This is a genomic window from Paenibacillus sp. 10L310 (assembly GCF_056395745.1).
The window spans coordinates 46,292-61,218 of sequence record NZ_JBFTKC010000009.1; the positions used below are offsets into that span (position 1 = coordinate 46,292).

Below are 14,927 nucleotides of genomic sequence, written 5' to 3' on the forward strand. Positions count from 1 at the left end.
CTATTCTCGAAACAAACTGCTCCCGTTGGTCTGAATGACATCTTTATACCAGTGGAAGGACTTCTTACGATAGCGTTCCAATGTTCCTGAACCATCATCATGACGATCCACATAGATGAATCCGTACCGTTTTTTCATCTCTGCAGTTGTTGCACTAACCAAGTCAATACAACCCCATGATGCATATCCCATCAATTCAACACCATCTTGAATGGCTTCAGCAACTTGAAGCAAGTGCTCCTTCAAATATTTAATGCGATAATCATCAATAACGGTTTTATTACCATTTCCGTCCGTAATCAGTTCATCTACGGCTCCTAATCCATTTTCAACGATGAATAATGGCTTCTGATAACGGTCATACATCGCATTCATGATGTACCTCAGGCCTTGGGGGTCGATCTGCCAACCCCATTCACTCGCGCCCAAGAGCGGATTTGGAACACCCCCAATCAGGTTTCCCTCTCCTTTAATTTGCTTGGCAGGATCAGCCGTTTCACAACAACTTTGATAATAGCTAAAGGAAATAAAGTCAACGGTGTTTTTCAATATTTCTTCGTCGCCAGGTTCAAAATGAATGGTAATTCCGTTATCTTTCAAATAACGTTTCATGTAGCCTGGGTAGTAACCACGCACATGGACATCCGTGAAACCTGTATTCTTATGATCAGCTTCCATCACTTTGATCATATCATTAGGGTCAGGAGTCAATGGGTAAATCGGCATAGCAATGACCATACAACCAATTTTGAAATCAGGGTTAATTTCATGCCCTATTTTAACCGCCAGAGCACTTGCAACAAACTCGTGGTGAACCGCTTGGTACAGATCCTGTTTGCTAAGCTGATCCGCATGCGTGTTAATCCCGCCGCCCACAAACGGGTGTTCCAGAATAGAATTAATCTCGTTAAATGTAAGCCAATACTTCACTTTGTCTTTATATCTGTCGAAAATGGCTCGCACATACCGTTCATAGAAACCGATCATTTTTCGATTCGCCCAGCCATCATATTCCCTAACGAGATGTAGAGGAGTCTCATAATGAGAGATCGTAACTAGAGGTTCAATTCCGTATTTCCGGCACTCGTCAAAAAGGTTGTCGTAAAATTGGAGGCCTTTTTCGTTTGGCTCAAGTTCATCCCCTTTGGGGAAGATTCTGGACCAGGCGATAGACGTGCGGAAAACTTTGAAACCCATTTCGGCAAGGAGTTTAATGTCCTCCTTGTATCGATGATAGAAGTCAATTGCGATTAACTTCATATTCTCCTCTGTTGGTTCTGTTGTTGGAGGTGTCTGAATGCCGTGCGGCATGATATCCGAAATGGATAGTCCTTTCCCGTCCTCTAGATATGCACCCTCAATTTGGTTCGCAGAGACGGAACCGCCCCACAAAAAACCATTAGGAAATTGAAATGTTTGACTCATTTAGTAAGCCCACCTTTCTTTTAAACCTTCAGCTGATCTGGATAAAAAACGAATCCCGCTTTATCGGTTTTTTTATCATGTATTTGTTTGCACAACTTATGCTACATAGATTAATTCATAAAATATATGTTATTTCGTATTTAGTTCAAGGTATCACAGATTCACATTTGTAACATAAAAGTAACACAGTGTTTCAAAGGGTTGCTGCATGCTAGCTCGAGGGTAACTTTACTTTTAATAAGCGGAATGGCTCCGGTCAAACAGGGTGCAGCCTCCTCACTTGCGAGCACCGTCACCTCGTTATTCAATTGTACGTCCTCATTCAAACATGAAAGAAACCCAAGGTCTATGAATCACCTGGGTTTCTCGACTATTAGTTGTGGTGGTTGTACTCACCCCTACACACAGCTTTTAAGTTGTTTTATTAGCTCATCGCAGGCTGAAGAGTTTCCAGCAGTTTCTTAATCTCTTCATCATAGTCCAGTTGGAATAATGGAATTACCTCATCTAATTTTTGCTGGTACAATTCCGGATCCTGGATACGAAGCGCTGCTCTTAATTCCATTTCTTCTTCTGAACCATTGTCGTTCAAAATCATGTCCAGGACATCCGCTTTGAAATATTCACTTGGAGGAAGGATCAAAGCATTCATCAGGAATTGCATAAAAAAGAGATGGTTATCTTTTTCCTGATCCGCTTTTTTCATCGCTTTCTTCGTAAATAAGTTGATATATTTCTGAGCAAAATCCACTCCTTTCAGTTCATAAGGCCCACCATGTTCTACCCCTCTCCAACGCAGGTCAGCCACGGAACTAAGCCACCAAGCCGGATCGATGGCCTGCTGCATACGCAGCAATACGTTCCGTTCAAACTGCGGATCGGGATGCAAGCGCTGTGCTTCCAAACATTTTCCTATAGTCTCAGCTTCGATCGCAGCAACGGTGATGCCTTGTCCATGAATTGGATCAAAGCTGCAAAATGCATCACCAAGGACAAGTAATCCAGATGGCCAACCTTCCATGAGTTCAAAATGCTGACGAACAGACTCGGATATACGGTATCCGCGCGGACCTTGCACAGGCTCCAACCGTTCCATCAACTCCACAATTTTATCTGAAGCAAACAAATGTTTGAGTTGTTCTTGAAACTCCTCTGGCTGAGTTGAAGGATATTCATCTCCTCCTGCGTTAAAAAGAATGAGTCCAGCGATATCATCCTCAATGCGCGTAAATATGCCTGCACGAATACCTTGCTCAGGATCTGAATCAGACATCACCCATTCGTTTGGAATAGAGGATTTAATTTTGTAATAGCGGGTGCTGTAACCAAGAGATACCTTCAACACCTCCGGTTCCGGCACAGACAATCCGATCTGTTCAAGCCATCTGATTAATTTGGAAGAACGTCCTGAGGCATCAATAACCATATCAGCTGGGAATTGTTTTTCACACTTTTCCCCGCTTCTTTCTTTTGTATAAATGCCTGTAATGGAACGCTTATCCTCAGACACCAGTAGCCCCGTAACTTCCGTATTCGTTAAGAAGCTTATATGAGAGATTTCCTGGATTCGCTTTCGTAGTACCCATTCCATCAAGGCTCTGCTGCTTGATGCAATTTTAAATGAAGAAGGATCCTCCTTATTAACTAATGTACCGTATTTATTGGTAACCACAAGCTTCTCTTCGTGTGAAGAGATGGCGCCTAATGCAATCAATTCTTCATTGTATCCTGGGAAGTAATGTTCCATAATCAGCCCACCACGTGGTTGTACACGGTGTGGATGAAAAGATTGAGGCACACCCTGTCGGTTATTTGGCTCCGAAGGGAATTCATCCCTCTCAATTACACATACTTCCTCATAATAATCAGCTAACATTCTTGCAGTAATTAATCCAGCAATCCCTGCTCCGATCACCACAGCTTTTTTCATGTCAGACACTGAAGATTCATCCTTTCTAGAAATTAGATTTTAATCTACACTTGTAGATCAATCAAAATATTACTTATAATACCAATATATAATCAAAATTTCTTTTATAGTAAGAATCAATATAGCGATGGCATATAGTTAAACTACGATATGGAAGTGGTGTAGATGAAAATCAATGAAAAAAAGCTTGATTTAAGAGTTGCCAGGACTCATAAATTGTTAATTACGGCCTTTAGAGATCTGTTATCTGAGCAAGGCAAACTATTCAGCAATATCACGATTAATGAGATATGTGATAAAGCGATGGTTCACCGTACAACGTTTTACAAACATTTTGAGGATAAATTTGCGCTGTTATCCGCTACCCTCACGTGGGTTCTTCAGGATTATTTACAAATGAGTATAGAAGATCGGCTTCGGCAGCCCTTGCAAAGCCTATCTAGATTCATGTTGGAGAATTTACTGGAGCCGATTGTTCAAAACCAGAAGAATGACAAGGGATTTACTGACTTTTTCAAAAACTATATCGGAGATATATCCAGAAGAGATTTTCTGGAATTAAAAAGAAGAGGTAAACCATTTTCACCTCCCATAGAACTCTTAGCCGAATATCATTCAGGGGTCATTAGTTTACTTGTGACGTGGTGGATATATCATCTTGAAGAAGATGTTACGGCAGAACAGATGGATGAGTATTACTATCAAATGGTTAACGAGAAAATCATGTTAGACTAGCATGAAGCTCATTCATAGATCACGTCCCATAAAGATGGCGATCAAAGCAAAAAAGCCGCTAAAATAGCGACTTCAATAGGGTTATGTTCTTGTCCCTCGGCTTAATATTAGTCCAGAAGGCTGTAGATCTGAATGCTCTCCACCTTGGCATCCTTGATATGGAACGACATCACATCCACATAATTGGATGGCTCGTAACGGAAGTCATCCTCCTCATTAGGGGCTCCATCACCAAGCAGTTTCCCCTCAGGGTAGGCGTTTTTGAGTGTATCCAGGCTATCTCCTGCTTTAATGTTTCGCACTGTCGCGTACTTGGGATCTGTGATTTCGATATGAAAGATGGAGTCTTGTTTTCCCTCTGGTATACTGATTGTTTTAATCTCCAGACCAGGATACGTATAGACCTTTTCTGTAAAACCGATTAAAGTATCCATGTTTGTTCCATCGTCGGCACTGTACGTATGAGATTTCAGGTTATCCGGTTTGCCCAGCATCTGTTCCATCTGATCTTCATTCGCTGTATCCGAAATCGCAATGGTGTGCTCATTATAGACAAAAGCAAGCTCCTTTAGCACCACATTACCTTCCTTCTCCATCGAACCTTCCTTAATAGCTTCAGTACCCTTTTCTTCAGAACTTTCGGAAGCAGGAGCATTTGTTGCTCCTTCGCCTTTGCTCTGTTCGTTCGCTGTGTTCTGTCCGGTTGCTGGGGGCGTAGCATCATTGGACTGACAGCCCGCTAATGCCACCGTTAGTAGAGCACCTAGTACGATAACACCTGTTGCTTTGTTTATCAATTTCATCATGATCCCTCCATAAATGTGTGATTTGTTCTTATGAAGTGATTATAAATAAATCATTTGTTAGTCTCATAACAGAAATGTACCAATCTTGTAACGTTAATTATTTACCCGCGTGTTTCCGCACGGGGCAACACAATCGTAACGGTTGTTCCTTCCCCGATTTGACTTTCCATGTCAATATAACCATTAAACCGCTCGACAATCTCCTTGCAAATAGAAAGCCCAAGACCTGAACCGTTCGCTGTGCTTGCATTTTTCGCCCGGTAAAAACGTTCCTGCACTCGCTCCAGCTCATCGCCCGCGATACCAATACCTTGATCACGTATCCGTATAACTACCTCGCTTGGCGTATGTTCCAACTTCAATTGGATTAGCGATGGACCGCCTGAATATTTGATGGCATTGTCCACAAGGTTCGCAATCGCATGAGACATCAGCATTGGATTTACGTTGGCGTAAACTCTTGTCTTACCCTCATCATCCGGTTCTTCCTCCGCCTGACTAACTCTGATCTCTATCCCTTTATCCTTGGCCTTGGCACCCATATTCGTTGCGACTTGCTGAATCAGTTCGTTCATTTCTGTCTTCTCGACTTCCAAATCGTTAGAACCAGCCTTGTCGAATCGGGATAACAACAACAGTTCATTGATCAAGCGCGTCAGCCGATCCGATTCCTGCAGCAGATGAGCATAGATTTTTTGCAACTCCTTGTCCTCGTTCTCCCCTTCAACCAAGTACTGAGAGAAACCACGAATGGCTGCCAAGGGTGTTTTTAACTCGTGAGATACGTTGGAGACAAATTGTTTCTGGTACTGAATGTAATCATGAAGCTGCCGCCCCATGGAATCCAGCCCATCTGCCAGCATGCCCAGCTCATCCTTCCGATTGAGATGAACTCTCCGAAACTCCTGTCTAGAGAAACTTTGCGTAGCGCTAAGCAACAGTTTAATCGGCTTGGTAGTGTTGCGGGCAATCCACAGACTGGATAACGTAATCAGTACAATAAATCCGCCTGCACCCGCAAACAGGATATAACGGATTTGATCCATAATTGCATAAAAGTAGGAAATGTCCTCCACGAACTCATACACATAAGCGTTCTCGTAGAATTGATCCTGAATGGGCGTCGCAAAATAAAGCAGATGATCTTCCGTTACGGTGTAGGCATAACTGCCGCTCAGGGCTTTCTCAATATTTTTTTCAAAAATAAGAGGTTTGCCATCATTAATGATGATGCCATCCACAGCTAAGCCTAGCAACTGCTTGGAGCTGTCATAGATACGTACTTCCTTGCCCGAAGCTTTCAGCTTCTCTAGAGCAAGTCTGACAATTTCCTTGGTCTGGGGCTCTCCTGAAGATGAGCTATGCTGTGATAACACCTCACGGAAGGACAACTCGGACAGATCCGCTTTCTCCATCATCTGTTTCTCAATGGTAATGAAGCTGTAATAATCGATGGCTTTATTCACCGCAAAAATGATGATGCCAAAGGACAGCACGGAGAAAAATAAATAATTCAGCAGTAACCGGGTTGCATACTTCAGGCCTCGCCACCTCCAAGTTGATAGCCAAATCCATAGATCGTTCGGACATACTTCGGTTCGTCCGCGTTATCCTCCAGCTTCTTCCGTAATCGCATGATGGTCATATCCACACTGCGACTGTCTCCCATAAAGTCATATCCCCATCCGATCTGCAGTAGCTCATCCCGAGTAAAGATTTTGTCTGGCCTTTTGAGTAACGTTTCCAGAATTTTAAACTCTTTGGCCGTTAAAGACACGGGTACACCGTTTTTCAGCACCCTGCGGCTTTCCAGATCAAATGTCAGCTCTTCATGAATGATGCGTGTAGATTTCACTTCTGTTCCTTCACTTGATTCCTCCTTGCTCTCGTTTCTTCTCAGAATGACCTTGATCCGAGCGAGCAATTCACGATTGTCAAAGGGTTTGGTCATGTAATCTTCCGCCCCTAGCTCTAGACCCAACACCTTGTCGATTACCTCGTTTTTGGCAGAGAGCATGATCACAGGAACGGCACGTTTCCCGGTGATTTCCTTGCATAGGTCATATCCGGAGCAGTCAGGCAACATCAAATCAAGCACCACTATATCGGGTTGAAAAGAGTCGAGCAGCTGCAAGCCCGTTTTGCCGTCCTCTGCGGTCTGCACATCGTAGTTTTCTCGCCTTAGCACCAGCTCAATTAAATCTCGAATTGCGATTTCATCATCAATGACTAGGATTTTCTTCAACTGTACACCCCTATCTAGCCTTGTTTTCACCAGCTTCAATCAACTATTAACCCATCTTAGCACAGACACTTTAGATTCCTCCACCAACTGGAAGGTGAGGTATATTCCACTCAGCCCAACATAACTTGTAATAAACTCGAAGAAAGGAGAAAAATCCATGGATCTGCTCTGGGTACTCATTGTTGGTGGACTTATTGGCTGGTTAAGCGGCAACTTGATTGGGCGGGACGTACCGGGTGGTGTACTTGGGAACATTATTGCGGGTTTTGCGGAGCCTTTCGAAGACGTTAACAAAGAGAGGCGGAAACCGATCCCGTCGTTCATTAGTACAGGATGAACATAAAAAGACCGAAAGCATTCATCGATGGAAGATGAACACTTACGGTCCGTTTTTAAAATGTAATGACAATCTTACCTACAGCGTGGTGAGTTTCACTCAAAGCATGTGCATCATAAATCCCCTGTCTACTAAACGGGAATGTGGCCCCTACAATCGACTTTATCTTTTTCTCTTCCATCAGATCTGCCATTCTCTGCAATTGATCACCATCTGGCTGTAGCCAAATCCCCTTTGCTAATACATTGTGAGACTTAGCAGTATCATGATTGGGTTCACCAACAATGGTAATCAGTCTTCCGGTATTTGGCTTAAGCACCTTATAGCTATTTTCAGCTACTTCTCCACCCATCGTGTCAAACACTAAATCTATATCTTTTAGAATCTCTTCAAAGTTTTCCTTTTTGTAATCAATGACCTGATCAGCACCTAAAGAATAAAGAAGTTCATGATTTTTTTCACTTGCTGTTGTAATAACATGAGCGCCGGCATTTTTTGCTAATTGAATGGCATACATACCTACACCACCAGCTCCAGCGTGAATAAGTACGGTTTCACCTTCTTTTAGATCGCCATGAGTAAACAGTACCTGCCATGCTGTTAAACCAGCCAAAGGTACAGCCGCAGCCTCCTCATATGAGATTGAATCAGGTAGTTTTGCCAGAAGGTGCTCATCAACTGCTGTATATTCAGCATACGAACCGAAACGTGTTGTATCAGGACGACTGAATACTCGATCCCCAACTCTCCATTTGGTAACGTTTGAACCAATTTCAGTTATGACCCCGGCTACATCCCACCCTAAGATAATAGGGAATTCCCAATCATACATTTCTTTTAAGTAACCCTCTCTTAATTTCCAATCGATTGGATTAATGGATGTAGCCTCTAATTTTACAACCACTTGATTGGCTTCTGCCCTCGGTTTATTTACTTCCTGCTCAACTAACTCTTCTTTACTTCCATATTGATTAATCACAACTGCTTTCATTTCTGTATCACTCCTCTAAGCTAATAGCCTTTTACGTGCTATTTCCGATTATTTATTTGTATCTAGTCACTGAGCGTTCATGCATATGATCCTTACTCATTTTTAAACAACCATGATAAAATTATGCAAAAATATTTAATTATTTAATGTTTGCCAATAAGGAATTGAAATCGTCTACCAAAATTGAACAAAAGTAGCCGGTCCTCTTGACCGACTACCTCTTTAGTCCACCACTTGATTTTGGATTTTACCTTCTTTCTTTCCATACAAGATGTAATATAGAAAAAATGTAGCTAAAACAATTAATCCGAGTATTACATACAAACCACTATATCCTGTAGCTGGAATTATCAAACCGATAATAGATGGGCCAAATCCGTTCCCGAGATCATAAAATATAAAGAACGTCGCAGTTGCTAAGCCAACTCGGTGAGGTTCAGCCAAATTAATGGCTATGGCTTGAGTTACGGAAGAAATATTACCAAATCCCAATGCAACTAATGCTCCTACCAATAACAATGTAAAGCTACTGTTAACTGAGCTTAAAAGAAGCAACCCTACTCCATATATAATAAGAGCCGGATATATAATAATGTTAGCTCCTCTTTTGTCCATTATTCGTCCAGTAAAAGGTCGTGATATTAAGACAAAAAAAGTATAAACCATAAAGAAGAAACTTGCTGTGTCTATCAACCCTAACTCCAAAGCATAAATATTTAAATATGAAACTATACCGGAAAAACAAAAAGTCATAAAAAAAATAATAATTGCGATCGGCATTGCTTTTGGCTCAATAAAGTCAGAGATTTTTATTCCCTTTTTATTGTTGTTCTCCATCTTGTATGTTGCGGGAAACTTCAGAAAAAATGCGATTGCTAAGCTAAAAACTCCAAGCAATAGACTTAAAGAAAAAATCATATCAAAGTTTGAATTTCGACTCAAAACTAAACCAATAAATGGACCGATTCCTGTGGCCAGGGCCGTACTAATGGCAAAATAACTTATCCCTTCACCTTTTCGTGATACAGGAAGGCTAAATACAACAACCGTGCTCACAATTGTAGAGATAACACCCACTGTGATCCCGTTTAAAAGCCGATTTAATATGAGAAAGTTAACATTGAGATGAACGAAATAAAGTAATGTTGTTAAAATTAATAAAAATAAGCTGATCATCAAGATTTTTTTGGAAGGTATAAGACGTCCTGTAAACAAACGCCCTAATAAAGAACCGATGATAAAAATACCTGCGACGATACCAGCTTGGCCGGTTGATGCATCAAATTCATTAATTGCATAAAGAGTGATGGTCGCGTTTAATAAAAAGAAAATTAATGTCATAATGAAATTGATAGATGAAAGAATAATAAAGTTTTTCGTCCACAGTTTAGGATTCGTTTGATTCATTGCATATCCTCCCGCAGGGCAAATTAAAAAGTGTACGATTCGCCGTCTTCGGGAACGAATAAGCTAGATGTGAATCCCTTTTCTTCTCCAAAGTTTTTTAGTTCTTTTCTAGATAATGTCCAATGATTAACTGCTTCCATATGGACAGAGATAATTTTGGCGTTGGGAGCCGCCTTATACACCTCGTAAACATCTTCTTTGCCCATTATAAGTGAGCCCCAATCATGCAAACTATTATTTCCAGCGTTCAACACGATAATCTCAGGAGTATGGGAAATGATTTCTTTTCGAACACCTTCATACCATACTGTATCTCCGGCAAGGTACAACGTCTTCTCATTGGCATGTTTGAAGACAACACCACATACCTGTCCCATCATTTTTAATAAATCTTTCCCTCTGCCGTGCTCGCCTTTTGTTTTAATTAACTGAATACCTTCAAAAACGGTATCCTCAGTAAGTACTTCTACTTGTTGAAAACTGTCACTTTCAATTTGTTTAGCATCTTCTTCGTTTTGTACAAAAACTTTGGTGCCTTTTGGAAGCACTGCTTTTGCTATATCATCGTAGTGATCTAGATGCAAATGAGTCAGAATAACAGCATCGACATCTTTAACGATATCGTAAACGGACATGGGCAAGTCAATTATAGGATTTCTCAGATCCTCTCTGATCCCCGCCGAGAATGGATCATATAAACCCTTGTCCGCGAGTAATGGATCGATTAGGAACTTTTTACCTGCATAATGAACAATGATTGTTGCATTTCGAACCAGTTGAATGTGCATATTTATATATAATTCTCCTTCTGTTTTTTAATTTTGTTTGTTGACAATGATAAGTTTATACTAGATGCAAACTTCAAATACACAGATTAAATAAAGTGTATTGGTCTTTTTACTTTATTTTTTAAAGGAGATGTGTTTGATTTGGATCAAACAGATAAACGAATTATTGAAGAGCTTAGCCAAAATAGTCGAATTACGATGAAAGAATTAGGGGAAAGAGTTCACCTAACTGGACCTGCAGCAGCGGCCCGGGTAGAAAAACTTGAGAATACTGGAGTTATAGAGGGATACAGCATTAAAGTTAATCAAGCAAAATTAGGATGTTTTACGTATGCATTTCTAAATATCTATATTAAAGATACACACCATCAACCTTTTCTCTCATTCATTCGTGCTAAAGAGAATCACATCCTAAATAATTACAAAATAAGCGGTGATGGATGCTATCTGCTTGAATGCAGGTTTCCAAGTAACGAAGCCTTAAACCAATTTTTATTAGAGTTAAACCATTATGCTAACTACAAATTATCTATTGTAATCGATAAAACCTTGTAAACAAAAACGTAAAAGGTCCATTTTTAAAAAAGAGTATATAAGAAGGTTTTTAAAAATCCTGCTCTTTAGTTGAATGAAGGCAGCCGATCATTTTGATCGGCTGCCTCCTTTGATTTAATTGAGTTATCGTTTCCCGATAGTTAGTTATTGTTATAATTTTACATAAAAAAACTATTGAAATGGACTTAGTTTTCGCTTATATTTGACTTATCAACAATTGACTAGTCAAACATTGATGGCTCAACTAAATATAAAGGGAGAGTAACTATTATGAAACCATACCAACAAACAAACGATTTTAACGAAATTATTTATGGACGTCGCTCCATTAAGACATACGATTCATCCGTAAAAATCAGCAGGGAAGAAATGACTCAAATCATCAATGAAGCTAGCACTGCCCCTTCCTCCATCAACATGCAGCCTTGGCGCTTCCTTGTGGTGGATACTCCAGAGGGAAAAGAAAAACTCGTCCCACTGTCCCGCTTTAACAAAGAAAAAGTCGCTCAAGCTTCTGCTGTCATTGCTGTGTTTGCAGACAAAAACAATTTCGATTATGCAGAAAACATCTATGGAAAAGCTGTTGAGCATGGCTTAATGCCACTAGATGTTAAGGACTTTCAGTTGAAGGCATTCAAACCGATCTATAACAACATGTCCGATGCTGAAATGAACGATGTCATTATGCTTGATGCCGGTCTGGTTTCCATGCAATTGATGCTGGTTGCCCGTGCACATGGGTATGACACCAATCCTGTCGGTGGTTATGAAAAAGATCAAATTGCTGAAGTGTTTGGCTTGGATAAAGAACGCTATGTACCAGTCATGCTACTGACAATTGGAAAAGCTGCAAGCGAGGGATACACCTCCTACCGTATGCCAGCCGAAGAGACCACGTTTTGGGCATGATTCAAAGCGATAGTGCGAGTAGTCTCCACATTGTGATATAGTTGCCTTTAGTTGTTGAATGTCTTGGAAGGAATCTGCCCTTGTTACATGAAGCTTTTCAAGACATTCTGCACCATTCAAGGAGGGGCAAACATGAATTGTTCGCTGGAACAAGAAACCTTATTAATATTACTTAAAAATATAAGCAATCAGCTGAAACCTAAATTTGAACGTTGTACGGGGATCAGCTCCTCACGATACGTTCTGCTGTATCATCTCTATCTTCATGAAGAAGTTACACAAAGCCATTTGCAGAAGGCCATTCATATTGACAGTGCTGCTGTTACACGCCATTTGAAGCAACTGGAAGCAGACGGTTTGGTGTCACGAAGAAGAAACCCCGACGATCATCGGGAAACCTTCGTCCGGTTAACAGAACAAGGGCTAACACATATCGCCAATTTCAAACAGGATCGAAACCAGTTTCTTCATCAGATGATACTGGATTTCAGTGAAGAAGAAGTTGCAATGATGACCGACATGCTTACACGCATGCAATATAATCTGAAGGATCTGTAAATTTACGATGACAGTCAGCCTTCTTCAGATTACTTTTCATAAATGAATAAAACTAGTTAGATGAGATGATACAATATCTCAGATTAACAAGAGATTATAGACCATATATTATTCAGGCAAGATCAAAACAAACCGCTTAGTGTTTCATTACATGGCGGTTTGTTTTAATTTATCAACAGCTAGCTTTTCGAAATATTACAAGTTGGACTAGCACATACTAAGGAAACAGTTGGCTGAAGCTTACATAATGGAGGTCTCATCATGGTATTTACAATCACAATTATCATCGTTGCACTGTTTGCAATATGGGGAGCCGTCGCTCCTGATCAGCTAGCGGATGTGGCTAATGTTGCCTACAACTTCTCTATTCAGAATTTTGGCTGGTTTTATTTGCTAGCGACACTGTTCTTCCTGATCTTTGCTTTCTATCTGGCGTTCAGCCGATTTGGCGGTATTAGGCTTGGGGATGACGATGATGAGCCGGAGTATTCTACGGTTTCCTGGCTGTCCATGCTGTTTAGCGCAGGTATGGGCATTGGGCTGGTTTTCTGGGGAGTTGCTGAACCGCTGTCCCACTATTTATCTGCACCTGAGGGGGCGGTACCCGAAACAACGCAAGCAGCCATACTTTCAATGCGTTATTCCTTTTTCCACTGGGGGCTGCATCCTTGGGCTATCTATACCGTCATTGGCTTAGCACTTGCTTACTTCCAGTTCCGGAAAGGATACAAAGGGCTGATCAGTTCCACCTTTATTCCTCTGATCGGTGAGCGTCTTGCTGCTGGCTGGCTTGGTAAGGTTATTGATATTCTGGCGGTCATATCCACCATCTTTGGTGTTGCGACCTCGCTTGGATTGGGTGCTCTTCAGATCGGCGGGGGTCTGAATCACTTATTCGGTATTCCTAACTCGACTCTGTCTCAGGTTGTCATTATCATCGTTGTAACCGTACTGTTTTTAATCTCGGCAACCTCCGGTCTGGATAAAGGTATTAAGATTCTGAGCAACGTCAACCTCGTTATAGCTTTGTTATTGATGTTGTTTGTATTGGTGACTGGACCGACTTCTTTTATATTTGACACATTCACAACAACCTTGGGCAGTTACATGCAGAATATTATTAACATGAGTTTGAGACTGACGCCGTTCTCAAGAGAAACCTGGATTGGAGCATGGACGTTATTTTACTGGGCATGGTGGATCTCGTGGGCTCCTTTTGTCGGCACTTTTATCGCAAGGGTATCCAGAGGAAGAACCATAAAGGAATTTGTAATTTACGTCATGGTTATTCCAAGTCTTTTCGGATTTATCTGGTTCTCCGTCTTTGGCGGAACAGGACTTCACATGGAATTGTTCAATGCCGCTCATCTGGCGGAGGCTGTCAAGGAAGATACGACAACCGCTTTATTCCTAATGCTGGAGCAGCTGCCTTTGGGCACGATCGTGGCATTCATCGCCACAATGCTGATCATGATCTTCTTTATTACGTCGGCTGATTCAGCTACCTTTGTACTGGGCATGCTCACTTCAGATGGCAAACTGGACCCAAGTACAAGAGTGAAATTAACCTGGGGAATTATGCAGTCCTCCATCGCGGTAGTACTGCTAATCAGCGGGGGGTTAACTGGCCTCCAGACGGCATCCATTGTAACCGCATTGCCGTTCGCTATTGTCCTTATCGGTATGTGTTTCTCCCTGCTCAAGGCTCTAAAGGCTGAGGACAAAGAGCGCCGTCAGAAGGAAAAACGGCAGCGCCAAAAGCTGAAACGACTGCTGGAGGAACAAGAAATCTCGCTGAATGAAATTTCCGGCAGGTAATGTGTACTTGATCTTAAAATTAACAAAAGCCCGCGTTCTTGCGGGCTTTTTATTATTTCATGGTATTGATTTTTTGATTACTTGTTGCTCTTATACCAACTATAAAGAGTAACACCGAAGCCCCAAGAAGAATGAAAAGTGGCAGGTTCCAACTATTTGTTGCATCGTGCAGATATCCTATAAGGGCTGGACCGATTGCGGCAAGAAGATATCCGATCGATTGGGCCATGCCAGATAGTTCCGCTGCTTGATGTGCATTTTCAGTACGCAACCCGAAAAACATCATGGCCAAACTAAAGGCGAAACCTCCACCAATTCCGAGTATGACGATCCACAACAGAATGACATTAGAACTATTCACCTCAACAAAAAAACTATATAGCTAGTATATTGTTTATCTAGATTCTTTTCCATTCCCGTTCA

General features: G+C 41.3%; 13 protein-coding genes and 2 pseudogenes. 6 read left to right on the forward strand and 9 right to left on the reverse strand.

The features are described from left to right. Together AC1DE7_RS19180 and AC1DE7_RS19185 are read right to left on the reverse strand one after the other, a co-directional pair. Nucleotides 1-1,425 carry a glycoside hydrolase family 1 protein gene (locus tag AC1DE7_RS19180; protein ID WP_282321254.1) on the reverse strand — a complete coding sequence of 475 codons (1,425 nt, stop codon included), beginning with the start codon at nucleotides 1,423-1,425 and terminating at the stop codon, nucleotides 1-3. Between the two features lie 424 nt (nucleotides 1,426-1,849). Continuing rightward, nucleotides 1,850-3,355 carry an FAD-dependent oxidoreductase gene (locus tag AC1DE7_RS19185; protein ID WP_282322164.1) on the reverse strand — a complete coding sequence of 502 codons (1,506 nt, stop codon included), beginning with the start codon at nucleotides 3,353-3,355 and terminating at the stop codon, nucleotides 1,850-1,852. Nucleotides 3,356-3,520: 165 nt separating this feature from the next. On the opposite strand from AC1DE7_RS19185, the gene AC1DE7_RS19190 reads away from it, so the two are divergent. Further along, complete coding sequence (locus AC1DE7_RS19190) at nucleotides 3,521-4,090, forward strand: TetR/AcrR family transcriptional regulator (RefSeq protein WP_076327468.1); 570 nt, start codon at nucleotides 3,521-3,523, stop codon at nucleotides 4,088-4,090. Between the two features lie 107 nt (nucleotides 4,091-4,197). On the opposite strand, the gene AC1DE7_RS19195 is transcribed toward AC1DE7_RS19190, so the two are convergent. From AC1DE7_RS19195 to AC1DE7_RS19205, 3 genes are all read right to left on the reverse strand, one after another. Continuing rightward, complete coding sequence (locus AC1DE7_RS19195) at nucleotides 4,198-4,893, reverse strand: hypothetical protein (protein WP_340935854.1); 696 nt, start codon at nucleotides 4,891-4,893, stop codon at nucleotides 4,198-4,200. A gap of 104 nt (nucleotides 4,894-4,997) precedes the next feature. Next, nucleotides 4,998-6,362 carry a sensor histidine kinase gene (locus AC1DE7_RS19200; RefSeq protein WP_477534979.1) on the reverse strand — a complete coding sequence of 455 codons (1,365 nt, stop codon included), beginning with the start codon at nucleotides 6,360-6,362 and terminating at the stop codon, nucleotides 4,998-5,000. 71 nt (nucleotides 6,363-6,433) lie between these two features. After that, on the reverse strand, nucleotides 6,434-7,141 hold the full coding sequence (locus tag AC1DE7_RS19205; protein ID WP_127549319.1) for a response regulator transcription factor: 708 nt from the start codon (nucleotides 7,139-7,141) through the stop codon (nucleotides 6,434-6,436). A gap of 157 nt (nucleotides 7,142-7,298) precedes the next feature. Between AC1DE7_RS19205 and AC1DE7_RS19210 the strand changes: the two are divergent. Beyond that, nucleotides 7,299-7,409, forward strand: a pseudogene (locus AC1DE7_RS19210) (GlsB/YeaQ/YmgE family stress response membrane protein); the annotation flags it as partial. A gap of 124 nt (nucleotides 7,410-7,533) precedes the next feature. Here AC1DE7_RS19210 and AC1DE7_RS19215 read toward each other — a convergent pair. The 3 genes from AC1DE7_RS19215 to AC1DE7_RS19225 form a co-directional block, all read right to left on the reverse strand. Further along, nucleotides 7,534-8,469, reverse strand: coding sequence for an NADP-dependent oxidoreductase (locus tag AC1DE7_RS19215; protein ID WP_127549323.1), 936 nt, complete (start codon nucleotides 8,467-8,469; stop codon nucleotides 7,534-7,536). Between the two features lie 222 nt (nucleotides 8,470-8,691). Then, complete coding sequence (locus tag AC1DE7_RS19220) at nucleotides 8,692-9,876, reverse strand: MFS transporter (protein WP_127549325.1); 1,185 nt, start codon at nucleotides 9,874-9,876, stop codon at nucleotides 8,692-8,694. A gap of 23 nt (nucleotides 9,877-9,899) precedes the next feature. Further along, nucleotides 9,900-10,664 (reverse strand): MBL fold metallo-hydrolase, encoded by a 765-nt coding sequence (locus AC1DE7_RS19225; RefSeq protein WP_127549327.1) that lies wholly within the window; start codon nucleotides 10,662-10,664, stop codon nucleotides 9,900-9,902. 141 nt (nucleotides 10,665-10,805) lie between these two features. Between AC1DE7_RS19225 and AC1DE7_RS19230 the strand changes: the two genes are divergently transcribed. The 4 genes from AC1DE7_RS19230 to AC1DE7_RS19245 all read left to right on the forward strand — a co-directional run bounded on the left by AC1DE7_RS19230 (nucleotide 10,806) and on the right by AC1DE7_RS19245 (nucleotide 14,504). After that, complete coding sequence (locus AC1DE7_RS19230; protein WP_127549329.1) at nucleotides 10,806-11,219, forward strand: Lrp/AsnC family transcriptional regulator; 414 nt, start codon at nucleotides 10,806-10,808, stop codon at nucleotides 11,217-11,219. A 270-nt stretch (nucleotides 11,220-11,489) separates the two neighbouring features. Further along, nucleotides 11,490-12,128, forward strand: a complete 639-nt coding sequence (locus AC1DE7_RS19235; RefSeq protein ID WP_047843193.1) for a nitroreductase family protein — start codon at nucleotides 11,490-11,492, stop codon at nucleotides 12,126-12,128. A 132-nt stretch (nucleotides 12,129-12,260) separates the two neighbouring features. Further along, nucleotides 12,261-12,686, forward strand: coding sequence for a MarR family winged helix-turn-helix transcriptional regulator (locus tag AC1DE7_RS19240; RefSeq protein WP_036615356.1), 426 nt, complete (start codon nucleotides 12,261-12,263; stop codon nucleotides 12,684-12,686). 261 nt (nucleotides 12,687-12,947) lie between these two features. Then, nucleotides 12,948-14,504 carry a glycine betaine uptake BCCT transporter gene (locus AC1DE7_RS19245; RefSeq protein ID WP_036671491.1) on the forward strand — a complete coding sequence of 519 codons (1,557 nt, stop codon included), beginning with the start codon at nucleotides 12,948-12,950 and terminating at the stop codon, nucleotides 14,502-14,504. Nucleotides 14,505-14,556: 52 nt separating this feature from the next. On the opposite strand, the pseudogene AC1DE7_RS19250 reads toward AC1DE7_RS19245, so the two are convergent. Next, nucleotides 14,557-14,859, reverse strand: a pseudogene (locus AC1DE7_RS19250) (MFS transporter); the annotation flags it as partial. Nucleotides 14,860-14,927 lie beyond the last annotated feature (68 nt).

What these genes read in the sequence shown, in the direction of transcription:
- AC1DE7_RS19180 (WP_282321254.1), bottom strand. Translation starts at nt 1,425, where the DNA reads ATGAGTCAAACATTTCAATTTCCTAATGGTTTTTTGTGGGGCGGTTCC.
- AC1DE7_RS19185 (WP_282322164.1), bottom strand. Translation starts at nt 3,355, where the DNA reads ATGAAAAAAGCTGTGGTGATCGGAGCAGGGATTGCTGGATTAATTACT.
- AC1DE7_RS19190 (WP_076327468.1), top strand. Translation starts at nt 3,521, where the DNA reads ATGAAAATCAATGAAAAAAAGCTTGATTTAAGAGTTGCCAGGACTCAT.
- AC1DE7_RS19195 (WP_340935854.1), bottom strand. Translation starts at nt 4,893, where the DNA reads ATGAAATTGATAAACAAAGCAACAGGTGTTATCGTACTAGGTGCTCTA.
- AC1DE7_RS19215 (WP_127549323.1), bottom strand. Translation starts at nt 8,469, where the DNA reads ATGAAAGCAGTTGTGATTAATCAATATGGAAGTAAAGAAGAGTTAGTT.
- AC1DE7_RS19220 (WP_127549325.1), bottom strand. Translation starts at nt 9,876, where the DNA reads ATGAATCAAACGAATCCTAAACTGTGGACGAAAAACTTTATTATTCTT.
- AC1DE7_RS19225 (WP_127549327.1), bottom strand. Translation starts at nt 10,664, where the DNA reads ATGCACATTCAACTGGTTCGAAATGCAACAATCATTGTTCATTATGCA.
- AC1DE7_RS19235 (WP_047843193.1), top strand. Translation starts at nt 11,490, where the DNA reads ATGAAACCATACCAACAAACAAACGATTTTAACGAAATTATTTATGGA.
- AC1DE7_RS19240 (WP_036615356.1), top strand. Translation starts at nt 12,261, where the DNA reads ATGAATTGTTCGCTGGAACAAGAAACCTTATTAATATTACTTAAAAAT.
- AC1DE7_RS19245 (WP_036671491.1), top strand. Translation starts at nt 12,948, where the DNA reads ATGGTATTTACAATCACAATTATCATCGTTGCACTGTTTGCAATATGG.